Origin of the sequence: Longimonas halophila (genome assembly GCF_002554705.1) — a bacterium.
Taxonomy (GTDB): domain Bacteria; phylum Bacteroidota; class Rhodothermia; order Rhodothermales; family Salinibacteraceae; genus Longimonas; species Longimonas halophila.
Genome location: NZ_PDEP01000002.1, coordinates 1 through 23,925 on the forward strand (window position 1 = coordinate 1; position 23,925 = coordinate 23,925).

Genomic DNA, 23,925 nt, shown 5'->3' on the forward strand with positions numbered 1-23,925 from the left:
CACGTAAGGCATAGGCAGACGGGTCTATTCTTCAGCACAGGTCATGGTTTGTCTCACGACCTGTACCGCTGGAGGATAGGCCCGTTCTGTTTTGTTAAGACCCGCCTGAGTTTTGTCATGTACTGTGCGCGGACCCTCTCTTCACTGAGAGAGCCCTATTCTTTATGTATGCGCATAGAACATGCCACGATTGTATTTCTTTGTCTCTCTCTTGAACGCGGCTTTCTGAAACCGCGTATCTATTGATCGTGGTTCGTTTCTGCCGAATCCCTTATTTACCTCTTGCTGCATGGCTGATGATTCTTCGTTCCCTTCTTCGTCCTCTTCAGCGCTTCCGACCCGGCTGTGGACGACCGTCCGCCGCATTCTGCGGCTGGCCTGGCCGTATCGCTGGCGGCTTGGTGGGGCGGTGTTAGCTACGGCATTGGGTGCGATGGTTGCACTGGTGGTGCCCCTGGGACTACGCGAACTGCTGAACGCGGTCTTTGAAACCGCCAACCGCGCCCTGCTCGACCGCCTCACGCTGGGCCTGCTGGTGCTGTTTGTACTGCAAGCCCTGTTCAGCTTTCTGGGCCGGTACGGACTGGAGTGGACCGGCGAGCGCGTCGTTACGGATCTGCGCAAGCGGCTCTACGCTCACCTGCACGGGCAGTCGCTCCGCTTCTTTGCCAATCGCCGCACGGGCGATCTCACCTCGCGCCTCACCAACGACGTCAGTTCGGTTCGCGATGCCGTCACGCAGGCCCTCGCCGAGTCGTTTACGCAGGTGCTCTCGCTCGTGGGCTCGGTTGCGCTCATGATTGTGCTGAACTGGCGGCTGAGTCTCATCATCTTCGTGGTGGTGCCCGTCGTGACCGCCGCCGCCATCGGGTTTGGGCGATGGATTCGCCGCCTGGCGCGCACGCTCCAGGATGAACTGGCCGACACCACCGCCATTGCCGAGGAGTCGATTGCAGGCATTCGCACCGTGAAGGGCTTCGCGCGCAGTGCCTACGAAACGAGCCGCTACCATGAGGCCGTGGAGCGCCTTTTCGACACGGCGCACCGCAAGGTGTGGGCCTCCGCGCTGTTCTCGGCCTTGGTTGGGTTCCTGTTCTTTGGCGCGCTTGTGGCCATCTTCTGGTACGGCGGCCTCGAAGTGCTGGCCGGACGCCTAACGACCGGCGATCTCGTTGCGTTCATCTTCTATGCGTTCAACATTGCCCGCAGCGTGGGCGGACTCTCGCGCCTGTACAGCACCCTCAACAGCGCCGCAGGTGCCTCCGAGCGCATCTTCCAACTGCTCGACGAGCCCGCCACCGACACCGATCCGAGCGGCATGCCTGCGCTTCCCCCGATTAACGGAGCGGTTGCGTTCGACCACGTCACGTTTGCCTATGACCCTGGCACGCCTGTACTGCACGACCTGTCATTCGCCGTGCCTGCCGGCCAGACCGTAGCGCTCGTAGGTCCCAGCGGAGCGGGCAAGACCACGCTTATGAGCCTCATCCCGCGCTTCTACGACCCGCAGTCCGGTTCCATTCGGGTGGATGCGACGGATATTCGCTCCGTGACGCGGCAGAGCCTGCGCGAACAGCTTGCGGTGGTTTCGCAGGATGTGCACCTCTTTAACGACACCATTCGCGCCAACATCTGCTACGGCAACCTCGACGCGTCAGATGCTGCGATTGAAGACGCCGCCCGCGCCGCCAATGCTCACGGGTTCATCGCGGCCCTCGATGACGGATACGAGGCCGCCGTGGGCGAGCGCGGGGTGAAGCTGAGCGGTGGCCAACGACAGCGCATTGCCATTGCCCGGGCGCTGCTGCGCGATGCGCGCATTCTGCTGCTCGACGAAGCCACGTCGGCGCTGGATGCGGAGTCGGAAGCCGAAGTGCAAGACGCGCTTACGCGGCTCATGGAATCGCGCACCACCTTCGTGATTGCGCATCGCCTGGCCACGGTGCAAGATGCTGACCGCATCTTGGTGCTTGACGACGGCCGCCTGGTGCAAGACGGCACCCACGACGAGTTGCGCACCCAGCCGGGCCTCTACCAGCGTCTGGCCGACCTGCAGTTTCGGGAAGGCTCCGACGCTTCCGCATCCCCCTGAATGCGTTCGTAGTTAGTGCTACTCAGCCAGCGCGTCACGGAGCATGCGGGCGTTGTGCCGCATGAGCGCCATGTAGGTGTCGATGTCCGCTCCGCCCAGCGGATCCAGCGCTACCATGGGCAGCCCGGCGCCCTCGGCCACCGCCTGTGCTGCCGTGGCCGGAAGCTGGCGCTGATACACTATCGCGCGCACATTGGCGGCCTGCGCACGCTGCGTAAGCTGGTGGATGCGCCGCGCCGACGGCTCGTGCGCGGGGCTGGTCTCAACCACAGCGACCTGCGACAGTCCATAGCGCCGCACGAAGTAGTGCAGAAACGGCTGCGAGGCCATAAACGGACGATCCTGTACTGGCGCGAGCATCTCCTCCAGTTCGTGGTGCAACGCCTGGAGCGAGTCCGTAAGGGCCTCGGCGTTCGACTGGTAGGTGTTGCAACCTTCTGGATCAGCGGTGCAGAGCGTATCGGCCAAAGGCGGCACCAGCGCGCGCACGGCCTGCGGGTCGAGCCAGAAGTGGGGATCGAGCGTGCCTGTGCTGTGGTTGTGCGCTGTGTCATCATGCGTCGTGTCGGCCCCCGATGCACGCGTGGATTCCGAAGCGTGGCGGTCTTGCGGGAACGTATGCACGTACTGCGGGGGCACCAGATCGAGAAGCGCATGCGAGCGCGGGGCCTGCATGTTGGCTGCCCAGCCGTCGAGCACATCGGCACCGTAGAAGAGCGCCTGGCTCTGGCGCACTGCCCGCACCGTCGACGGGCGCGGCTCGAACGTGTGTGGCGAGTCGCCTGCGCTAAGCACCGTGCGTGTGGTAGCGCGGCCCTCGGCAACCGGCGCAACAATGGACGCCAGGACGGGCAGCGTGACCACGTAATGCGGCTGCGTAGTAGCGCGGGATGCTGCCGAATCCGGCTCGTTCTCGCATCCCGCCACCAACCCCATCATCCACACGCTTGCTACAACATACGCGATCCACCAAGTGCGTGTCATTCAGAACGAGGTCTGGTGCGTGCTCTTACGAGATGCAGGCGAGGCGGCCCAAAGCGGACCCTCGGCATCAACTCCGCCACGGCTACATACCAGGTGTGTATAATGTTGACACCGGTACGTGAACCCTTGTCCAAGAAGCTGTCCAGTGCTGTCACCGATCTTATTTTCTGCCAGCGCACCTACTCATAGAGACGGGTCTGAAACGTACGCTCGTCTGCGTTGGAGGCGGCCACGACCTCGAAGTGCACACGCCCCAGCATGCGTCCGCCCGTTGTTTTTACGTCGATGCGCCACTCGCCGGGTGTGATGTTGCTCTTAAACGTGTAGCCACGATACCCCCGCATGCGTCCGCCCTGCACCGTGTACGGAATGCGATCAGTCGTTTGCCAGGTGGGGGTGTCATCGCTTAGCGAGCGGCGTTGCCAGTGATGCACAACGCCGGTTTCGAGGGCGGTAGGCGCAAAGATTGCGGCAAAGAAATAGACACTATCGCCTTCGGCATAGGCAAAGGGGGTGCTACTACGGCGCCAGAAGCGCGTCCACGGAGGCGTTTCGTAGGTCAGTTTGTAGCCGTCGGGGGTTACCTCTACGTTGTGATACACGTTGCCTGCCTGCATAGAGAGCGGGACCGGCGGAATCCAGTTCTGCACGTATGCGATGTTCATAGCCACGAGGAGCGCCCCCATGGCCGCAAACGTGCGCGCAAGCTGCTGGGTGGATTCGAAGGCGCCCCACCGATCCAGCAGCATCGCCAGCCCCCCAACCAGCGCCAGGCTGAGCAGTCCCCCGGCCACGAACAACGCGTAGCTCATGCTCCCCACAACGATGGGCAGGAAAAACGTAAAGAAGCAGAACGTGGCGAGGAAATACAGCCCCAGCATGAGGACCAGGTTGATCGAGTCGCGCCAGATAAACTCGTTGGCGACCAGCACCCCCACCAGAATCACCAGAAACACCGCCGATGCGGTGAGCGAGGCGCTACGCGTAAAGTAGACCACATACGCGCTGAACAATCCGCCCATAAAGAACTGCACCCCCGACACCGAGAACGGCCCGATGGTTTCAAGCAGCGGCTGTGCAGGCAGGCGCTGCACCATGCGGAGGGCCGCCAGCACAATGCATCCGCCCAGCAGTACCAGGTAGGCGCCCAGAATGAGGTTGTCAACGGTATGGTCGATGCGGCGCAGGGTCATGGCATCCCAAAACACACCGCCACCAAAGAACACGGCGGGGGCTATGTCGGCATAGCGCATGTAGAGGCGGCGCATCCACCGGTAGTGGCGGTTGCGCTCCAGACGATTGGCCCACGCGGCCCAGGGCCCATCGGCAGTAGACGAGAACTCCATACAAGCAGGCGGCCCAGGCTATGCGGCAGTGTAGTAGCGCAGCAGGTCTTTCGTGGTGATGATGCCAACCAGCTCGTCACCCTCGACCACGGGGAGTGCCGAGATCGCACCATCCAGCAGTACAGATGCGGCTTCTTGGGCGGGTGTATCGGGCGTTACGGTGTGAGGCGTCTTGTTCATGAGCTCGCGTGCGGGCTGGGCGAGCGTGCGCACGTCGCGCTGCGTTTCGGCGCTTGTGTTGAGAAATGGACTCAGCGCCTTGAGCACGTCGCGGTTGGAGAGCACGCCCGAGAGCGCCCCGTCATCGTCCACTACCACGAGGTGCCGAAAGCCGTGCTGCTTGAGCAGGTTCTGCACTTCGAGCAGAGGGGTATCAGGATGAACGCTGATGACGTCGCGCGTCATGAGAGCAGATACAGATTCCATAAGCTTGTACGGGTGGTAAGCGATCAGGAATACGAGCGGAGGAGCAGTGTTTTCAATCTATGCATTACAAAAATGGCAAGTTCATAGGCCGTGGGACTTTCGTCTGAATTTGTGCAAGCGCGGGTGGTTTCTATGCAGACGCTGCTCGGTTATGCCGGTATCCAAAACGCAATGATCGGTCCTCCAAGCGCTACGATGAGCAGTACGGCCACGGCCCCAATGAGCAGGCCCGCCCGCACGAAGTCGCGCGTGTTACATACGCCGCTGGCATAGGCAATCGCGTTGGGCGGCGTGCTTACGGGCAGCGCCATTGATACAGAGGCAGCCAGCGCAATGCTTATCGCCACCTGCACGGGGCTCAGGGCCCCGGCGGATCCAGTTGCCAGAGCAACGCCCACGGGAACGAGCAAGTTAGCCGCAGCGGTGTTCGACATGAGCGTACTGATGAGCACGGTAGCAAGTGCCAACGCCCCAATCACAAACGGCCCGCGCCCAGGCACAATGCCAATAAGCACTTCATCGAGACCTGTCTGCTGCATGCCTACGCCAAGTGCAATCCCCCCCGCAATGAGAAAGAGAATATTCCACTCCAGACTGTCGAAGTCGGCCTGTGTGAGTACGCCCGTAGTGGTAAACGCAACGACCGGAAGCAATGCCACCACGGCGGTGGGCAGCCCATGCAGGCTATCGGTGCACCACAGCGCAATCGTTACGCCCATCACGCCAAGTACGAACAGCCCGCGCGTACCCAGTGAGACATTGGAGGTCGGCAGGTCGATGTCGTCTTGGCGGGGCGGATACATCCAGTACAGCACGGCCCACGACAGCAGCAGCAATCCTGCAGCCAGCGGCACCGCCACCAGCATCCACTCTAAGAACGAAATCGAGTAGCCTGCGCTGTTCAGAAAGCCAATGGCCACGGCGTTGGGCGGCGAGGAAATGGGCGTGCTCATCCCGCCGATGTTGGCTGCAAACGGCACGGCCAGCACCAAGCCTATGCGCAACGGATCGGACGTATCGACGTCGGCGATGATGGGCATTACGAGGGTGATCATCATAGCGGTGGCAGCCGTGTTACTCATCCACATGGAAAAGAGTGCGGTGATGAGCATGAGCCCCATCATAACGTGCCGGGGCTGCGTGCCGAAGCCTCCCAGGATGAGGCGTGCCAGCGCGCGGTCCACATTTTCCTTGACGGCCGCACGGGCCATGATGAATCCACCCAGGAAGAGCACAATGATCGGATCAGCCAGCGGCGCCAGAAACACCTCGTACGAGGGTCCAGCCCCGCCTGTGAACCCGAGTCCCGGCCATGCTCCCGGATTGGCAAGCAGAATGATTTCGAGTCCGATGATAAGCAGCCCGGTGGCAAAGAGCGGGAGGGCCTCGGTGGCCCAGAGCAGTGCGGCTGCCGCAAAGATGCCCGCCATGAGCGCCGTTTCGCGCGGTAGCACGGGGGCCGTTGCCACGACAATGCCTACCGCAACCAGCAGCGCACCCAGTACAATAAGCACGTTTTTGGAGCGAAGCGGAGGGGGCACATGCCGGATGCGACGCCGCGTGCGATGCCAGGCAATCTCGGCGCGTACCGACGACCGGCTCCACACCCGGCGCAGCTGCCTCTCGGTGGCATGCAGCAGGGCTTCGACTTCACGACGGGCCCGCGATTCACGCCGTGCTCTACGCTCAGACGTGGCGTCGTGCTCAGGATCGGAGTCAGCAGGCATAGGAGCGGGAGCGTTGGGCGGGGGCAGCATAGACAGTATCGAGGCACTGTAGTCTGCACTGAGCTACGTCTGTTAGGACACGGCGGAAGCCTCCAAGACATCGCGCGGAAATTGCACCACGAAGGTCGTGCCATTGCTGGAGGTATCGGCTACGTCGATGGCACCGCCCAGTGCCTCGGTAAAGGTCTTGCAGATCCACAGGCCCAGCCCTACCGAGTCAGTTCCGGGACCGGCGTCGGCGCGATAGGCGTCGAACAGCTCATCGCGCAGTTCTTCTGAGATGCCCGGCCCTGTATCCGACACAGCAAAGACAATGGCGTCTTTGGTGGTGCGCATTGCAAGTTCTACCGTGCCACCGGGGGGCGTGTACTTGAGCGCATTCGTGCCTAAATTATTCAGGATCTGCTCCAGCTTACCAATGTCGGTGTGCAGTTCCAGATCAGGCGGCTCAGCGCGCACAGTGAGGTCATGGTTGCGGTTGTGAGCCAGCATGTGCAAGTTCTGGCCCACCCGCTGCATGACGGCGTCGGCCCGGTCGGTTTCTTTGTGCAGGGTGATTTTTCCTTCGCCATAGCGGGCCATGTCGAGCATGGACTGGAACACATCGAGCTGGTACTCGACCGTGTGCTCCACCTGCTCGGTGAGGCTACGCACGTAGTCCATGTTGGGCTGCTCGGTATCCAACTGCTTAGAAATAACGTCTACCGCCATCAGGACCGACGAGGCAGGGCCGCGCGCATCGTGGGAGACAATGCCGAGCATGCGATCCTTGAAGGCCAGCAGCGTGCTCAGCTTGGTAAGCGTGCGCTGCGTGTTATGCATCAGTTGCCCGGCGCGGTCGTTGAAGTGCGTGGGCAGGTCGGGCGGGTCGTGGGTGTCTACGTAGTGCTGCATGGCCTCGGCCGTACAGCGAAGGGGCGCAAGCAGTCGGTGTAGCACCCAGAGCGTGCAGCCCGTGCCTATGAGCGTAGCCCCGAGCGTAACCTGCAGGATGGGCCCTGCCTGCTGCCACGTTAGGCTCGACAGCGCCGTGTACCCGACCGCTGTAAGCAGTGGAATGTGCGTGCCCAGAAACGCGACAAGAAAGATCTTGCCTGTGTAGGAGCGGGGTGCGGGCAGCTGCGAGAGCGCGCTGTAAATGCGAAGTGCATCGGCATGGGAGGAGGAAGCCGAAGCCATAGCACGTTAAACACTGTGAGACGGATAAACCAAGCGCAGGCCTTCTGAATGCACTGTGAGGCCCCATTTCCGAGTAGCACCTATAGCACGTTGGCGAAAGAGCGTGCGGTAATTACGGGCCCTACTGCTTTCCGAAGGACCGACTCGGCCACGCTGCCCAGCACCATACGCTCCATACCAGTGCGGCCCTCGGTGGCCATCACAACCAGATCGTGAGGGGCAGGGGCCGCTTCGCAAATCACGGAAGCAGGCCCACCGCTGTGCACCTTCATATCGACAGAAGGTGGGTTGTTCAGATCAACCGTCGCCTGCTCGATCCACTCACCCAGCGCGCGGTATACGCGGCGCTTGAGGGACTCGCTACTTGCACTTTGCGTCGTTTCACCAACCTCAATGCCGTACACGAGCGGTGCCGAGGGCTCCTCAATGGCATGCACCACAACCGCTTCAGCCTCCACCCGCTCTGCTAACTGCAACCCGTACGCCAGCGCCTGCCGCGACGGCTCCGAGAAGTCAATCGGAATTACTACGCGCTCGGGTACGGTGGGAGGCTTGCTCTCGGCGGTAGCGCGCACGGTACATACCGGACACGGCGCGGTGCGTACGACTTCTTCGGCCACGCTGCCCAGCATGGCCCGGCGCACGCCCCGGCGCCCTGTGGTGCCCATCATAATCAGGTCGATTTCAGCGCGCTCGGCATAGCGCACGATGGCCGGTCCGGCAGCCTCACCGCGCTGCACCTCGTGTTTAACCGACACGCTGCCCGGATCGTAACCCGACTGCGCCATGTCGCTGTGGGTACGGTCTTTTAGTTGCTCGCGCAGCCGCTCCAACGGACCCGAGCGCTGCTCAGCGGGCTCAAACGGGTTGTCGTTCGTTACCTGAATCGCCAGAAGATGCACGGTTGAGCCGATGGGACGGGCCCATGCAAAAGCGGCATGCAGGGCACGGTCGGAGGAGGTTGAGAAATCGCGTGCAACAAGGAGATCGTTGATCATAACAGCCCGAAGCAGATCAGCCAGAAGGTATGCGAGTTGCCGTAGCGTCTGTCTGACATCGTTGGGAGTCGATGTGTATCGACCGTGAAGACGCTATGCGTGGATAAACATACGCATCGGCGCGCACGGTGTCCAGTCTACAGCCTCCGATCTCTGCCTTCAGGCGAATTGGGGCGTAGCGCGTGCGGGATTTCCCTACACGGCGGCTCGATGAACGCATAATAGCATCTTCCCTGATAAAAACCTTTTCTGGGGCGAACGGTCCCCCGTTCGCCCCGCCAGTCTCCGACGACCACCTGGGTTCAGGCTGCTGGTAGCGTTAAACTCTTGCCCGAGAATCTTTCTTGCGGCAAGCCGTGCCCTTACTACTGCGCGGGCTTCTGTGCTACCACGAGTACGCCGGTGCCGGTGTCGTTGTCATGCGCTACATCGCGGGCGTTGAGCCACAGGCCCACGGGCAGCACCATCAGGTAGTAGAGCGGCAAGAGGAGCAGCGCCGCCCAGGTGGCGCCCAGCATCTGCATGGGCCGCTTGATGAGCCAGCGCCACGCGGTGGAGCCGTACGGACCATAGGTGTACGTCTGCTCAACCGGCGTAAGTCCGGCGCGCTGCAGCTTTTCGCACAGCGCGTCCATGTTGTACCCATCGCGCACATGCTCGCCGATGAAGCTGTCGTCGGTGTCGGCTTGTACGTCGGAGCCGCCCTGATCCGAGGGCGTGTTGATAACTACGTATCCACCCGGACGCAACACGCGCTCGAAGTGCTGAAACACGCCCTCGTCGTCTTTGATATGCTCCATCACATCCACCGACAGGATCAGGTCGTACGGCCCGCTCACCTGCAGGTCGGTCAGGTCGTCCTGGATCCAGCTGATCTGCGGCCCCACCGAGGTCTGGTCGGCAAAGTGCTGGGCGCGGCGCAGATAGTCGGGCTTGATGTCCACCGCATCCACGTGTACGTTCCGAAAGGCCCGTGCCATGAAATAAGCGTACTGCCCGAAGCCCGTACCGGCATCGAGCACGCGCACCGGGCGCGTTTCAGGAAGTGACGCCAGCAGGCGGCGCACGGTGCGGCGCACGTACCAGGCGCGCAGAAAAAGCAGGTTCAACACGCCGTAGAACAGGCGTTGCAGCCACGGATGGCGGCTCATCCACTGGCCCAGGCGGTCTTTGATCGGGTCGTAATCCATGCAGGGGGGAGGCGACGACAAACAATACGATAAAGGGGGTACGCAAGGCCGAACGATGCGCATCGGGGTTTGTGCCAATGTAGGGAGCAAGCGGTCTGCTATGCCTCCCCAAGAAATGCTGCACGGGTACGATCAAGGAACCAACGCGGATGCGCTTGATTCGCCCTGTTGCGTGTACTTGCTTTCTGCTTCTCTCTGTTTATGGACGTTACGCTGGACAAAATACGCATTGAACTGGTGCAAGGCGACATTGCCAACCAGCCGGATGTGGAAGCCGTCGTCAATGCAGCCAATGCACAGTTGCGCTCGGGCGGCGGCGTGGCCGGGGCTATTCACCGTGCGGCAGGACCCAAGCTCGCCGAAGCCTGCAAGCCGCTGGCCCCCATTCAGCCTGGCGAGGCGGTGTGCACCGAGGCGTTCGACCTGCCCAACGACTACGTCATTCACGTGCTGGGTCCGGTGTACGGGCGCGACGAGCCTGCGGCGGCCCTCTTGCGGTCGGGATACGAGAACGCGCTCGACCTGGCCGAGGAGCACGAGGTTTCCTCGATTGCTTTTCCAGCCATCTCTACCGGGGCATTTGGCTACCCGATGCGCCCAGCCGCCCACGCTGCGCTCGGCACCATGCTCACGAACGCGCCCATCCTGGAGCACATCGAGCTGGTACGGTTCGTTCTGTTTGATGCAAAGGCGATGTCGATCTTCGAAGACATGCTCGCCGAGCTCCGCGACGATCCTCTCATGGGATAGCCCGCACATGAACGCCTCTGTTTCGGCATACACGGCCCACGCACCGCTCCAGCCCCGCGATGCCACGCTGCACGGTACGCTCTCATTGCCTGCGCTCTGCGCCCACTTGCAAGACGCCGCCGGTGCGCACGCCACCCAGCTCGGCGTGTCGCAGACCGATCTGCTGGCGCAGAACCAGTCGTGGGTGCTGGCCCGCCTTCAGGTGGAGCTCGATCGCCTGCCCACCTGGCGCGATACGCTGACCATTGAGACATGGCCGTCGGGCCTTTCGGGCCCCTTCGCGCAGCGCGAGTTTCTGTTTCGGGTGGATGCAGAGGCCGTTGGCCGAGCCACCAGCACCTGGGTCGTGTTCGACCAAACACGCCGCCGCCCTGCGCGTCCGCCGCAGGTGCTGTCCGAACTTACGTGGCCCGACCGTCCGCCTGCGCTCAGCGCCGACATCCCCGAGGTGGAGGTGCCTGCGCAGCCCGACTACACGCGCCGCTTTCGCGTTCGCTTTCATGACCTGGACCTGAACCGCCACGTCAACAACGCGCGCTACGTGGCGTGGGCGCTGGAGACGCTACCCATTGGCTGGCTGGATGCGCATGCCGCACGCGGACTGACGCTGCACTTCAAATCCGAAACCACCGCCAACACGCCCGTAGCGGCCACCGCTACGGTGTTTGCCGGCGGCCCCGAGCATGCGCCGCTCCGCGTGGTGCATCATCTCTACCACGCCGACGACGACACCACGCTCGCCCTGGCCGAAACACGGTGGGCCGTGCGGTAGGGGCCGCTTCGGCGAGGGTGCACCGGAGACGCCTGCTGACCGAGCTATTCGCTATTTCCAGCGTGCAACCGGGCAGAGGGGCCCGAAGGGTCATGCTTTTTGTGCCATGCGACAAGGGGAAGCGGGGGTCGGGTTCGGGCTGGCAGAAGCGTTCTCCGCATCGCGCCTTTCCTTAGCCCGGGATCAGAAGCGTTCTCCGCATCGCGCCTTTCCTTAGCCCGGGATCAGAAGCGAAGAGGAGCCCATCGCTCCGAGAAACCCACCTGCGCGCCCGGCAGTTTACAGTGGTGCATGCTTCCCCCGATGCATCCCTCTGTGCCATGCCGCGCTCGGTCTATCTCGACTACAACGCCACCACGCCGGTTGCCGACCGCGTGTTCGACCGCATGAAGCCGTACTTTACTACGCACTACGGCAACGCCGCCAGCGGCCACTCGCACGGCTGGCGCGCCGAAAGCGCCGTGGATGTAGCCCGCGAGCAGGTGGCTGCGCTGCTGGATACCGAGCCCGAGCGCCTCACCTTTACCAGCGGGGCCACCGAGGCGCTCAACATGGCCATCAAGGGCATCGCGCAGCATAGCACGGTCGACCGTCCGCACATCGTGACGGTAGCCACCGAGCACAAAGCCGTGCTCGAATCGTGCCAGGCGCTGGAGCAGCAGGGCACCGCGCGCGTCACCTACTGCCCGGTAGACGCAGAAGGCCGCCTCGACCCCAACACGCTGGCTGATGCGCTCACCGACGACACGGTGCTGGCAGCTGTGATGCACGCGAACAACGAAACCGGCGTGCGGCATCCTGTAGCCGACTGCTACGATATCGTGCGCAACCACCGCGCGCTGTTCCTGACCGATGCCACGCAAGCGCTGGGCAAACTTCCGGTGGATGTGCAGCACGCTGACCTGCTCGTGGGCTCGGCGCACAAGCTGTACGGACCCAAAGGCGTTGGCGTGCTCTATCGACGGGCGGGCGTGCAGTGCCCCCGCTTCATCGATGGTGGCGGACAAGAGCGCGGGCTGCGCGGCGGCACGCTCAACGTACCTGCGGTAGTTGGATTTGGAGCGGCTGCCGAACTTGCAGCCGAGCGTCAGCCCCAGGATGCCGAGCGCTGGCGCACGCTGCAGGCCACCTTCGAATCCGCCCTGCAAACGCGTTTTCCAGACATCCGTATTAATGGAGGCGAAGCGGAGCGGCTCCCGCAGACGACGAACGTCACATTGCCTGGCACCAACGCCGAACGGCTGGTACAGGCCCTGCGCACCGTGTCGTGCGCTACCGGAAGCGCCTGTGCCAGCACTGACCCCAAACCCAGCCACGTGCTGCGCGCTATGGGCCACTCGCCCGAGGAAGCGCACGCCTCACTCCGCTTCAGTGCCGGACGCGCCACGACCGAGGACGACCTGCTATACGCCGTCGATGCACTGGAGCAAGCGCGTCCGCTGGCCCGGTCGGCGCACCCGGCGTAGCTTAGACCATCTGTTCTTGCGAACCAACTCCGAATCCCCATGGACGACCTGACTGGCGATCTTACCAACCGCGTTGCCCAGAGCGACATCACGGTCTTCAACCTCGCCGACCTGTGGGACGATGCGCCCGTGGCCGAACTTGACATTGAACCGTTTCTGGTGCAGGGGCTCATGCTCAAGGAAGAGCCCTTCCGCAAGGCGGTCAAAGACTACGACTTCAGCCAGCACGAGGGTGAACACGTGGCCGTGTACTGCTCAACCGATGCCATCGTACCTACATGGGGCTACATGCTGCTGGCCTCGAAGCTGGAGGGCGTGGCCCGCTCGGTGGCGTTTGGCCGCAAAGATGATCTGATTCGCGACTACTACGTCCGTGCGCTCGAGGCGAAAGACTGGAGCCCGTACGCCGATAAGCCGGTCGTAATCAAGGGGTGCGGCGGCGATACCGTACCTGATGTGGCGTATCTGATTGCCACGCAGAAGCTGCAAGGCGTCGCCCGCAAGCTGATGTACGGCGAGCCCTGCTCCTCCGTGCCCCTGTGGCGGCGTCCGCAGAAGAAAAAAGAGCCCACGGGCCCCGCAAAAGCCGTCTCGGCCAACCTGCCCACGCCGGGCAAATAGCACATCTAACGCGACCTATGGGCGACTCTTTTGCTGCTCCACACGCTCTATGAACGCGCGTAGCAACGCGTTCACCGCATCGGGACGCTCCACAGGGAGGGCGTGCCGTGCATCCGCAACAACGGCAAGCTGCGCATTCGGCATGGCGTGCGCATGCTGTTGTTTGGCGGATGCAGGGGTGTAGTCATCGTCGGCGGCAAGTACCAGCACCGGATGCTGAATAGCGGGCAACCGATCTTCGACGCTCCACCCCACGAGTCCGTCGATGGAGGCCAGGTACGCCTGCTTGTCGTTTGTGGCCCATCGCTCAATGAACTGCGTGCGCAGCTCCTGCTGGTCGGCTTTGATGAATAGCTTGCGGGCCAAGAGGCGTCCGACCCGGCGCATGCCGAGCGCCTGCACAGCGCCGCGCCGTGACCAGTAGAAGGCATAGTCGCCAAGCCCGTTCAGCTGCACGCCGGGCACGCTGTTGATAATCGTGCCGCTGCGCACCACTTCGGGCGTGTGAGCCAACAGCTCGTACGTAACCATGCCGCCCATTGACAGGCCCACTACATGTGCGGGGGCAGCGTCGATCTTGCGTAGCCACACCGCCACATCACGAGCCATCTGCGCAATGCTGTACGGCCCCTCGGGCGTGCTGGTATGGCCGTGCCCACGCAAATCGCACGTCAGCACGCGAAAGTCGGATGCAAGGGCCTCGACCTGCGGTGCCCAGTCGCGTCCGCTTGACCCTAATCCGTGGACAAAGACCAGCGGTGGCGCGTCGCGCTCGGTGTCGGTGTAGTGCAGCGCAATGTCGTCAACAGCAAGCGTAGGCATGTGGCAGTTGGGCAGCGAACAAGAGCATCGGCACGGTATAGCAGATGCGGACCACAAAGAGGCGGTTCCACAATGCACTTACGGACCGCCGCGAAACGTTGCTTGGCGTTGGACTATGGCTGAGGTTGCGTCTGCGCTGCGCGCTGCACCTCGCGGGCATACTGCAGACGCTGGCTGGACGTAGACAAGGCGTTGTTGCCGTCCAGCGATGCGAGGATGGCTGTGCCTGCCTGCAGCAACGAATCGGCCTGGGGCATCCGTTCTCGTTGTTGGGCAATTAGCGCTCCGTAGTGCACGTTGGCCAGCCCCCGCTCTAACGACGAGTCGGGGTGGATGCGCTGCACAGCCTGGAAAGCGTCGTCAATGCGAGACTGGCTAACGGCCTCGTCGCGGAGGGCATTACGTACGTATCCCAGATCGATTTGCGTACGCACCACAAACGAGTGGTCGGGGTCCAGCGTAGTTTCAAAGATGCGAAGCGCCTCCTGAAACGCTGTCTGTGCCTCTGGTAGACGGTTAGTGTACAGATAGAGCGTGCCCATTTCACGCAGCGTCATAGCCGTACCGGTATGCGGGTCCTGATGCAGGGCCCGGCGCACCGATAGCGTCTCCTGAAAGAGCGAATCGGCCTCCTGAAGAGCACCCTGGTCCCGCACCGCCATGGCCAGGTTGTTCAGGGTGAGGGCCACCGTTTCGTGTTCGGTACCATAGATGTCGCGTCGCATCTGCAACGCCTCCGTCAGCAGCGTCGTAGCGGCTTGAAAGCGTCCCTGATTCATGTAGAGCGCGCCCAGGCTGCTCAAGCTCGTCGCCAGCTTCGGATGCGGAGTCTCCAGCACAGCCCGTTGTCCATGAATAGCCTGCCGATACCGCTCCTCGGCAGCAGCATAGTCCCCCAAATTATGCAGCGTAATGCCTGCGCGCTTCACACTCTCCAACGTTTCGGGGTGCTCTGCCCCCAGCGCATTCCGACGCAGCCGGACGTTGTCGCGATGGAGCGCCAGGGCCTGATCGTACTGCCCCTGACGCCGCAATACATAGGCCAGCCGGTGCTGGGTGCGGGCCCGGTCGAGTAAGCTCGCTTCCCCATGCTGATTCCAGATGTCGAGCGATCGACGCAGCGCGGTTTCAGCTTCCTCAAAGTCGTCAACGGCTGCCAGCAGTGCCCCTTTCTGTTTTAACCCTTCGGCCCGCTCCACATGGGTGGGCGGAAGATGACGGCGTTGCAGTTCGAGGGCGCGCTCAATGAGCGGGCGTGCATCGTCGTACTCTCCCACCCGTCGGTACACGCGGCCCAGCGCCAGCCGCACCTGCGCTTCCACTTCGGGCTGCCCGTCGATATGCTCCACGCGTGCCAGCCCATGGCTTAGCAGATCACGCGGCGTGATGGCTCCGCCCCGAGCCTCCGCCGGATCGCCCATCTCAATAAGGTCAACCATGAACGATGTAACCGCAGCAGCGGCTTCGGCGTGACGCTCTGCGGTTGTGCGTTCTGTTGAAAGGCGATGCACATGGAAGAGGCTCAGTCCCACAAAAAGAAGCACTACGCCTGCCGCCACCACAACACCAGACCAGTTGCGCTCCACAAACTTGCGCATACGGTAATGCCATGTTACACGTTGGGCCTGCACCGGACGGTCATTCAGGTAGCGGGTTAAATCGGCAGCAAACGCCTGGGCCGAGCGGTAGCGGCGTGTCGGCTCCTTACGCAGTGCCTTCAGCACCACGGTATCCAGGTCCGTTGTGAGGGACGCGCCCGGTTCGCCTGTCCATGTAGGCAATTCAGACGCTGACCGGACTGCCGATGAAGGCGGTGGAGGCGCTGTGTCAAGAATGGCTTCTTGAACCGACGTATCGGAATTACGAAACGGATGCGTGCCTGTGAGTATGTGATACGCTAACACACCCAGCTGGTAAATATCGGTCGCAGTGGTAATGGTGTCGCCCTTAATCTGCTCGGGGGCCGCGTAGGCAGGAGTCATAGGGCACTCGCCTGTGCGCGTCAGAGCCTGCGATGTGTCGTGCGGGGTGGGATGGAGGAGCTTGGCGATGCCAAAATCAAGCAGCTTTACGGTACCCGACTCTGTAACCAGGATATTGTCGGGTTTGAGATCGCGATGCACCACCAGATTCTGATGAGCATGATGCAGGGCCTCGCAGATGGTACGCAGGAGCTTCAAACGGCTTTTCAGCGAGCATGCATGCGCCGCGCAGTAGTCGGTAAGCGGCACCCCGTCCACATACTCCATGACCAAGTACGGCTGCCCTTCCTCTGTGAGACCGCCATCAAGCAGACGTGCAATGTTGGGATGATTCAGCCGCGCCAGGATCTGGCGTTCGGCCTGGAAGCGCGCCACACGATGATCCGTCTCGAAATGGCGCGGGAGCAACTTGATTGCCACATGCTGCTCGTAGTGCCCGTCGGCCCGCTCAGCGCGATACACGACGCTCATGCCTCCGGTGCCGATACGTTCAATAAGCCGGTACGACCCCACATACGAATCAGCTTTATCCTCATGGGGCAAGACCGCATTAGCCAGCGTCTCGTCGCCCAGTAATGAACGCGTGGCTGCTGCGCCTCCTTGATCCAGAAAATCTATAGTTTGCTCACTGGCACAGAGCATCGCCTCCACTTCGGCGCGCAAGTCCGGGTCATTACACACCTCATTGAGGAACGGCGCTCGTTCCTCGCATGGCTGCTGCAGGACAAGATCCAACAGCTCCATCGCACGCGTCCACTGCTCCGTATCGATATGCCCAATACTCATAGCATGATGGTGCCCACCCTAAAACAATCCGTGTACTGACGCTCCTGTCTTGTTTAGAGGTGATTTAGAGGGTCTAACGAAACACAACTTCAATTTTTTTACATATTGATGGTATATTCAGTATACCAGAGATCTCTCTCACTGTCAACCTCGCTCAACATGACAACCCGCTGGAGCGAACGGGGGACCGTTTGCCCCAGCAAAGATTTTTATCAGGGGAGTTATCGTTTAACGTCTATCCACTACCCCAAAATAAGGAATCAAAACGGGCTCTAAAACAGGACCCCGAGGGTCACACTCATCCCCCGATTCTGAAGCGAACCGCCTGTGGGCTCGTCCATAAGTTCGGTGAGACCTCGGTGGTACTGCGCATCGACCCAGATCGTCTGGTAGTTGATGTTGATGTCGATCCCTGCTCCCAGCACGGCACTTATCTCTGTGCGACGTATCTGGTCGCGCAACGCGGGCACTTCTGGAGAGGGGCGGTCTGCTGTTCGCTCGGCGCTCATGTTGAGTCCGACTGCAGGTCCAGCAAGCACACGCGCAGCTATGTCAGCCCCGACAGGCCACCGAGCCCCCAGCATCAGCGGAAACTCAATGTAGTTTATCTGCATGGCGATGGTCGTCGACCCGTTGGGAGTGGACTGCTGTTCGCGGGCCCCCTTTTGCACATACGCTGCGCTGGATTCGATCATGAAATAGTCCGACAGCGGTATTCGAGCAGTGCCTGCAAGCATCCACCCTGTACGGCGGTTGGAATCGCTCCAGGGCTCTGCTCCCGACACAGTCGTGAATGTGCGTCCGGCCTTGATGCCCAATTCGGCATTAAGCTGGGCCTGTGCGGGCTGTAGACTGCTTCCAAGGCTAACAATGAGAAACAAGAGCGGGATCAGCCCTCTGCTACCGCTGTGCCTGCCTATCTCTGTATTTCTGTCCACTGTATTGATGGGGCGTTGAGTGTATACATTGTGGGGTGGAGAACATAGTTGATACAGGGGACAGATGTATGTTATACAAAGATATGCCTGTAACATGCAAACAGCACATAAAAAACCCCCGGCTTGGCCAGTGTGGCCACGTCGGGGGTCGGGCAGTGGAGCTAAGCGGATTCGAACCGCTGACCTCTGCAGTGCGATTGCAGCGCTCTACCAACTGAGCTATAGCCCCATTGGATATGTGCAGTGTACCGTAACATCTGCTACAGACCTCGGTTCCGACCTACATTTTCTGCGATGTGATCTTTCATTTAACCCTGTGCCGACTTACAGCTCGCCTGTCGGTAGCACGGCGCTGAGCTCTTCGGCACACGTGGGAGCCACATCAACGACATGGAGGCGTTCTGCAAGAGGCGTGTTAACAGTGCGGTCATCAGGAATGGTATCGGCGATCAGCACGCCTTTGACTCCGACCTCGGCCAGTCGGACCGGAGCGGGGTCAACCAGCAGTCCATGTGTAGCTGCTGCCCACACGGCGTGGGCCCCGTGCTCGTAACAGGTGCGCACCGCCTGCGCCATGGTACCCCCTGTGCTAATCATGTCATCAACCACGACAACGGTACGGCCTTCCACATCCCCCGTAAACGCATCATGCGTCACGGCGTCGGGACGGATGCGCTGCTTGTGCACCATAGCCAGTTCAACGGCACCGCGTGCGGGCGTTGATAGCGCCCCAGCCCAAGCACGCGCTCGTTTCCACGCTCCTACATCGGGGGCACACACCGAAAGAGGCACCTGTGCTGGTAGATGCGCATAGAGCGCCTTTGCCATTGGCGGGACCGCATTCACCGACCACGCCGAACCGGTAAACGCGTTGTGCAGCGCCGCAGGCGTGTGCACGTCTACCGTAAGCAGCGCGTCCATCCCGGCGTAGTGCAAGTGGCGCATCACAATCTGCAGACCCACCATGTCTGTTGGAGCCGTTTTGGTGTCGCTGCGCGCATAGCCCAGGTACGGCACCACGCCGATGCATCGCTCAACGCCAGCGGTTTTCAGTTGGTGGATGCCAAAAACCAATTGCATGAGGCGGTCGTGCAACGAATCCGTCTGCGTGGCGGCCAGCGACGCCACCACAACCGCAGTGTGCGGCATTGCTCCAGGATGCCACTGCACCTCCAACTCGCCATCGGGAAAGCGCCTTACGCGGGCCTCCGTACAAGCAATTCCGAGCGCATCACTGAACGAGCGGGCAAAGGCAGCATCAGAGGGCAGTGTCATGCAGCCGCAAGAAGTGCGAGACATCATGTTGAACGGGTCGATATGACAAAGGCGCGGGTTACACGGCTCGGTCTTCAGCGCACTGCGGACAGTCGAGCCACTCCTCCGCTGGGATTGAGGTAAGGGCCTGCGGACTGGCACCACGCTCGAACACGGGACGCATTAGAATGTCGCCTGCGCTGTATGTGGTGCCGCATGTATAGCAGGCGGCCTCGTGGTGGAGCTGTACGGGTGTGTAGCCTGCAATGACCCACCCGTCGTGGCCGGTGTGAGCAGCTAAGCTTTCCAGCGCAGCGCGTACGGTGCGCGACTTGTTGCCTCCATAATAGGTCGTGGCCAGCTCATCCAACAACGCGACGGCCTCGGCATCGAGCGTGAAGTTCAGTCGTTTCATAGCAGGCTAAAATACGCACAAGGAGTAGCTGCTGCGTGTACTGCAGATGCATCCAAAAGATCAAAACGAACCGGCCCCTCCCAACGCACGCAGGCCAACGCACGCATGAGACTCACTGTCCCTCGCGCAGGCGGTAGGCAAGACGTTCAGGAAGCTGCTCGGCCTCTATGCGGGCTGCTGCAGCGTCTACATCGTAAGAAAACCGTACGCAGCGATGAATTAAGGCCTCGGTATCGAAGAGCACCAGGCTACCTTTGGGGGTATGGTCGCGGGGCTGTCCCACACTCCCTACGTTGATCAGGTATCGGTGCCCGGCACGAACTTCGAACACGCCCAGTGCATCTGCAATGACGGCGGGAATGTGCGTGTGGCCCATGAAGCAGAACGGCGTATCAAAATGCTCAAACTGCTTACGAATGTCCTGGTACGCAGACAGATGCTTCCACGCGTCGGGAGCATCGGGCGAGGCGTGCACGAGCGTGCACGGACCTACCGTATCTACCAGCGGAAGGGTGCGCAGAAACGCGAGCTGGTCTGCGCTTAGCACCGAGCGATGATACGTAGCTGCGCGTTGTGCGTCCTGCGGAAGCTGCTCCATGCCCGTGCCCGTAGCCACCGCCCGGTCATGATTGCCCTGCACCACATGCGTGCAGTGCTCACGCACAAGATCGACGCACGGACCGGGGTCTGCGTTGTATCCCACGATGTCGCCCAGACAGTAGATAGCCTCTACATCAGCCTGTTCAGCAATGCGCAGAGCCGCCTGCAGCGCATGCAGGTTAGCATGAATATCGGAGAGAACAGCGAGCCGCACAGAACAAAAGGATTGGAATGTTAGACGATGAACGGTGCAACATACTGAACGTTGAGGTAGCCTACAACCGGAAGAGACACACAGGCGTGCTGTTTGATACGCAATCAATGCAGTACGTAAGGCCGTTCTTCCCTGAATCAAACCCTAACCGGTTGTGATGGGTATGCTGCACGTCACCGCTATACGGGCCATACGCAACGGTTTTGTATGGGCTGATGCCCACTGTGGGTGTCGCGTTCCACACAGGCATCCCACCCCCTTTTGAACTTGGATAACATGGCATTGTGGATTCTTCGATGTGTACGGTTGGCGTGGTATTGGGAGGCGTAGCGCCGGAGCACGAGGTGTCGATCATCTCGGCCTTGCAAGCCGCTGCCGCACTCGACCGCGAGCGCTACACCCCCGTGCCGCTTTACATTGCTAAAGACGGCACCTGGTACACCGGCGATGCGCTGCTGGAGGTAGACACCTATCGCGATCTCGACGCGCTCCGGGACGCAGCCACCCCTGTGGCGCTGCACCCTGGCGGATACGGCACGCTACGCGTTGTGGAAGTGCCCCCCGAATCGCGCTGGGAACGCCTGCGCCGCCCCCCACTGCGCCGCGACATCGACGTGATGCTGCTGGGCTTGCATGGAGGACCTGGCGAGGATGGCAGTGTGCAGGGCCTCTGCGAAGCGATGGGCGTGCCCTACACCGGCAGCGGCGTGCTTGGATCGGCCGTGGGCATGGACAAGGGGCTCTCCAAACAGCTCTGCCAACAGGCGGGCATCCCGGTCGTCGACTTTGTCACGCTACGCGATAACGACTGGGCAGGGCGCGAAGACGAACAGCTTACACGCTGCCTGGATACGCTGGGCTTGCCCCTCATCGTGAAGCCCGCACGGCTGGGCTCGTCGATTGGTATTGCTCGAGCCGACACGCGCGCCGCGCTTGACGCTGCTATCGAGGATGCCCTGCGCTACGACGACAAGGTGATTGTGGAAAAGGCGGTGTCGGACCTTCGCGAGATCAACTGCTCGGTGCTGGGCACCCCGACTGAATCCACCGCAAGTGTTCTGGAAGAGCCTGTTCCTTCTGCCGAAGAAGACGTACTCTCTTTTCAGGACAAGTACATGCGCGAATCCGACAATAACGCGGGCGGCACAAAAACGGGCGGGCCCGAAGGCATGGCTTCGCTCGATCGCATCATTCCTGCCGAGTTGGACGATGCCACCACCGCATCCATTCAGGAGATGGCCGTACAGATCTTTCAGCTGTTCGAGTGTGCAGGGGTTGCGCGCATCGACTTTATGATAGACCGCGCAACGGGCACCGTGTACTTCAACGAGATTAACACCATTCCAGGATCGTTCTCGTTTTACCTGTGGGAGCCGAGCGGTATTCCCTTCGACGAGCTCATGCACCGCACCATTCAGGCTGCTCAGCAGCGGTTTACTGAAGCCCGCGGGCGCATCCGCACCTACGATGTGAACCTGCTTTCGGAGCGTAGTCTGTCGGGGCTGAAGGGAAGCAAAGGATAGCCCCTACGCATGCTGGCGATGCCGCACCCACAGCGCAACGGGCACGCCCAGGCTGTACAGATCCACGCCATAGGTTTGCAGGAAATCGGCTACCCCAAACGCACCGGGCCATGCCATGAGTGCTGCGCTCCATGCAGCGACCATGCATGCAAAGAGAAGGCAGTGCCCGGCCCAAAAGAAGAGCCAATATCCGTGCTTAGGGAATGCAGCGACAAGAAAGAGCGCCGGGAGAAGAAAGGGAATTCCTGCAGGGGCAGGCAACGACGTCTGCGTTCCGCTGGAAAGCGTGATACGGACCGGGCCCCCTCGGGCTTGCACTGCCGCTTCAGAAGGCGCGCTCCACTGCAATACTGGCACAGCCGCTTCGTTAAGCACAACTCCTCGCATCGGGCGCCAGGCCGTCCAATATCCAATGAACAGCAGTCCCATTAGTAGCAGGCGGACAGCAATCGTACGGAGGGTGCTCATGACGAAAGAGCGGGCGTCTGAGCAGGCGCAGGCGACGCGTCGTTGTCAGGGTGCGAGCGCGCATCATCGTTGAGGTGGACCCATGCCATCCACAGTCCAAATACGATAACGTAGAAGAACGTCGTCATTCCGAACGAATGCATGGGGTCGAATGCAGCGGGCCAGTACATCTGGAAGCCCAGCATAGTCACAACTCGGAATACGTTGGCCGCATAGATGGCAAAAATGCCTACGGGAATGAACCATAGGCGATGCCGCCATGACCCAGGAAAGGCGACTACAAATCCAATAAACAGCCCGATTGTCGTAAGCCCATTGCACCCGTTGATGATGCGCACGCCTGGAATGCCCGCCATAAGCACCGTGCGATACTCAGCGAAGGCGTCGAACCCAAGTGTGTTGATAATTGAAGCGGTGACATACGCCACATTCACTGAAAGCCATTCGTCCAGCCGCCCATCAGGGAGTAGATAGAGGTCGTAGACGACGTACCACACCCCATAGATTGCAAGGCCCTTAAGCAGAAACTGGAGTACCGATTGATAGCGCGACCACATGCGCAATGGGCGAGTGCATTAGGGGAAATACGGAAGAGTGGTATTCTGTCGTCATTGTCTGCGTTCCCTGACATTTGCCTGTGTGGATGCTACGGAATGCACATGCTTTCAAGTATCGGTACCGGTCTGGCACTGAGAGGGAGCATCCCCAGCGCTTTTGGGGCTCCAAGCAACTGCACTCGGGTCGGTTCTTCCCCCAATGACAATACGCCTGCCGCTGCGGTTAAGCAGGGCAGGCGCATTGTGCAGATGCACGAAAACGTCGTGCTGATTTCGATCAGCGCTTTTATGTCGGGCTCTGCATCGTGATGAAAGGTTGCGGTTGATTATGGACGATCAGGCGGCCCCGCAAAGGGCGTTACCGCCGCTTCGTTTGAGGCTTCGCTCTCGGCTTCACCGCCGCCCGTGGTAGACGTTACACGGTAGTAGTACGTGGTGCCGTTTTCCAATTCGGCATCGGTATACGAGCCTCCAGAAACACCCGTTGCCACAGGTTCTTCTGGAAGCGCCCCACCCGACGAGGTGGTCCGATACACGCTATACGACACGATGTACGAATCTACCGGATCAACGGTATCCCACACGAGCTCAACTTCACTGTCGCCCGATGCGGCCTCCAGCCCCGAAGGGGCAGTTGGCGTTTCAGGGGTTGGCAGTTCCGGCACCTCAACCAGGTTGCTTTCGGAATCACACCCTGTCTGTACCAGCAGGCCGAGGGATAAAACCCCCACGAACAGGAGCTGAACAGCGCGTGATTGGCGTAGAGAGAGCGTCATAGCGGTCGAAAAGTTCTTTATAATACGCATGATTAAGCA

At 61.1% G+C, this 23,925-nt stretch carries 22 protein-coding genes and 1 tRNA gene; 6 read left to right on the top strand and 17 right to left on the bottom strand.

All coding sequences use genetic code 11. From position 1 onward, the window contains the following. Nucleotides 1-289: 289 nt before the first annotated feature. Nucleotides 290-2,092: an ABC transporter ATP-binding protein gene (locus tag CRI93_RS02585; RefSeq protein ID WP_098061061.1), complete on the top strand. Its 1,803-nt coding sequence runs from the start codon at nt 290-292 to the stop codon at nt 2,090-2,092. A gap of 18 nt (nt 2,093-2,110) precedes the next feature. On the opposite strand, the gene CRI93_RS02590 is transcribed toward CRI93_RS02585, so the two are convergent. The 7 genes from CRI93_RS02590 to CRI93_RS02620 form a co-directional block, all read right to left on the bottom strand. Next, a complete protein-coding gene (locus CRI93_RS02590; RefSeq protein WP_098061062.1) occupies nt 2,111-3,076 on the bottom strand; it encodes a metal ABC transporter substrate-binding protein in 966 nt (321 codons plus the stop codon). A gap of 179 nt (nt 3,077-3,255) precedes the next feature. Then, on the bottom strand, nt 3,256-4,422 hold the full coding sequence (locus CRI93_RS02595) for a DUF2914 domain-containing protein (protein WP_245850272.1): 1,167 nt from the start codon (nt 4,420-4,422) through the stop codon (nt 3,256-3,258). An 18-nt stretch (nt 4,423-4,440) separates the two neighbouring features. Next, nucleotides 4,441-4,848: a CBS domain-containing protein gene (locus CRI93_RS02600; protein ID WP_098061063.1), complete on the bottom strand. Its 408-nt coding sequence runs from the start codon at nt 4,846-4,848 to the stop codon at nt 4,441-4,443. A gap of 149 nt (nt 4,849-4,997) precedes the next feature. Next, nucleotides 4,998-6,575 (bottom strand): SLC13 family permease, encoded by a 1,578-nt coding sequence (locus CRI93_RS02605; RefSeq protein WP_176521637.1) that lies wholly within the window; start codon nt 6,573-6,575, stop codon nt 4,998-5,000. A 72-nt stretch (nt 6,576-6,647) separates the two neighbouring features. Then, on the bottom strand, nt 6,648-7,754 hold the full coding sequence (locus CRI93_RS02610) for a sensor histidine kinase (RefSeq protein WP_098061065.1): 1,107 nt from the start codon (nt 7,752-7,754) through the stop codon (nt 6,648-6,650). Nucleotides 7,755-7,834: 80 nt separating this feature from the next. Continuing rightward, nucleotides 7,835-8,752, bottom strand: coding sequence for a universal stress protein (locus CRI93_RS02615; protein ID WP_098061066.1), 918 nt, complete (start codon nt 8,750-8,752; stop codon nt 7,835-7,837). 365 nt (nt 8,753-9,117) lie between these two features. Next, complete coding sequence (locus CRI93_RS02620; RefSeq protein WP_098061067.1) at nt 9,118-9,942, bottom strand: class I SAM-dependent methyltransferase; 825 nt, start codon at nt 9,940-9,942, stop codon at nt 9,118-9,120. 201 nt (nt 9,943-10,143) lie between these two features. On the opposite strand from CRI93_RS02620, the gene CRI93_RS02625 reads away from it, so the two are divergent. The 4 genes from CRI93_RS02625 to CRI93_RS02640 all read left to right on the top strand — a co-directional run bounded on the left by CRI93_RS02625 (nt 10,144) and on the right by CRI93_RS02640 (nt 13,551). Beyond that, entirely contained in the window at nt 10,144-10,692 is a 549-nt protein-coding gene (locus tag CRI93_RS02625; protein WP_098061068.1) for a macro domain-containing protein, read from the top strand. 7 nt (nt 10,693-10,699) lie between these two features. Next, on the top strand, nt 10,700-11,464 hold the full coding sequence (locus CRI93_RS02630) for an acyl-[acyl-carrier-protein] thioesterase (protein WP_176521638.1): 765 nt from the start codon (nt 10,700-10,702) through the stop codon (nt 11,462-11,464). Between the two features lie 320 nt (nt 11,465-11,784). After that, a complete protein-coding gene (locus CRI93_RS02635; RefSeq protein WP_098061070.1) occupies nt 11,785-12,930 on the top strand; it encodes a cysteine desulfurase family protein in 1,146 nt (381 codons plus the stop codon). 39 nt (nt 12,931-12,969) lie between these two features. After that, nucleotides 12,970-13,551 (top strand): DUF2480 family protein, encoded by a 582-nt coding sequence (locus CRI93_RS02640; RefSeq protein ID WP_098061071.1) that lies wholly within the window; start codon nt 12,970-12,972, stop codon nt 13,549-13,551. 15 nt (nt 13,552-13,566) lie between these two features. Here the strand turns inward: CRI93_RS02640 and CRI93_RS02645 are convergent, their stop codons facing one another. The 7 genes from CRI93_RS02645 to CRI93_RS02675 all read right to left on the bottom strand — a co-directional run bounded on the left by CRI93_RS02645 (nt 13,567) and on the right by CRI93_RS02675 (nt 20,562). Next, nucleotides 13,567-14,373 (bottom strand): alpha/beta fold hydrolase, encoded by an 807-nt coding sequence (locus CRI93_RS02645; protein WP_245850274.1) that lies wholly within the window; start codon nt 14,371-14,373, stop codon nt 13,567-13,569. A gap of 113 nt (nt 14,374-14,486) precedes the next feature. Then, the gene (locus tag CRI93_RS02650; protein ID WP_098061072.1) at nt 14,487-17,141 is read right to left on the bottom strand and encodes a serine/threonine-protein kinase; all 2,655 of its coding nucleotides are present in this window, start codon (nt 17,139-17,141) and stop codon (nt 14,487-14,489) included. Nucleotides 17,142-17,413: 272 nt separating this feature from the next. After that, nucleotides 17,414-18,022 carry a porin family protein gene (locus tag CRI93_RS02655; RefSeq protein ID WP_176521639.1) on the bottom strand — a complete coding sequence of 203 codons (609 nt, stop codon included), beginning with the start codon at nt 18,020-18,022 and terminating at the stop codon, nt 17,414-17,416. 213 nt (nt 18,023-18,235) lie between these two features. Continuing rightward, a tRNA-Ala gene (locus CRI93_RS02660) sits at nt 18,236-18,308 on the bottom strand. A gap of 95 nt (nt 18,309-18,403) precedes the next feature. Continuing rightward, complete coding sequence (locus CRI93_RS02665; RefSeq protein WP_176521640.1) at nt 18,404-19,354, bottom strand: ribose-phosphate diphosphokinase; 951 nt, start codon at nt 19,352-19,354, stop codon at nt 18,404-18,406. Nucleotides 19,355-19,412: 58 nt separating this feature from the next. Beyond that, nucleotides 19,413-19,748 carry a hypothetical protein gene (locus CRI93_RS02670; RefSeq protein ID WP_098061075.1) on the bottom strand — a complete coding sequence of 112 codons (336 nt, stop codon included), beginning with the start codon at nt 19,746-19,748 and terminating at the stop codon, nt 19,413-19,415. Nucleotides 19,749-19,860: 112 nt separating this feature from the next. Next, nucleotides 19,861-20,562: a metallophosphoesterase family protein gene (locus CRI93_RS02675; RefSeq protein ID WP_176521641.1), complete on the bottom strand. Its 702-nt coding sequence runs from the start codon at nt 20,560-20,562 to the stop codon at nt 19,861-19,863. 284 nt (nt 20,563-20,846) lie between these two features. On the opposite strand from CRI93_RS02675, the gene CRI93_RS02680 reads away from it, so the two are divergent. Then, complete coding sequence (locus CRI93_RS02680; RefSeq protein ID WP_245850275.1) at nt 20,847-22,085, top strand: D-alanine--D-alanine ligase family protein; 1,239 nt, start codon at nt 20,847-20,849, stop codon at nt 22,083-22,085. 3 nt (nt 22,086-22,088) lie between these two features. Here CRI93_RS02680 and CRI93_RS15025 read toward each other — a convergent pair whose 3' ends face one another. The 3 genes from CRI93_RS15025 to CRI93_RS02690 all read right to left on the bottom strand — a co-directional run bounded on the left by CRI93_RS15025 (nt 22,089) and on the right by CRI93_RS02690 (nt 23,886). Then, nucleotides 22,089-22,553 carry a hypothetical protein gene (locus CRI93_RS15025; RefSeq protein ID WP_141491531.1) on the bottom strand — a complete coding sequence of 155 codons (465 nt, stop codon included), beginning with the start codon at nt 22,551-22,553 and terminating at the stop codon, nt 22,089-22,091. Further along, the gene (gene xrtX, locus CRI93_RS02685; RefSeq protein ID WP_098061078.1) at nt 22,550-23,110 is read right to left on the bottom strand and encodes an exosortase X; all 561 of its coding nucleotides are present in this window, start codon (nt 23,108-23,110) and stop codon (nt 22,550-22,552) included. Before xrtX ends, CRI93_RS15025 begins: the two co-directional genes overlap by 4 nt. 326 nt (nt 23,111-23,436) lie before the next feature. After that, nucleotides 23,437-23,886 (bottom strand): fibronectin type III domain-containing protein, encoded by a 450-nt coding sequence (locus CRI93_RS02690; RefSeq protein WP_098061079.1) that lies wholly within the window; start codon nt 23,884-23,886, stop codon nt 23,437-23,439. Nucleotides 23,887-23,925 lie beyond the last annotated feature (39 nt).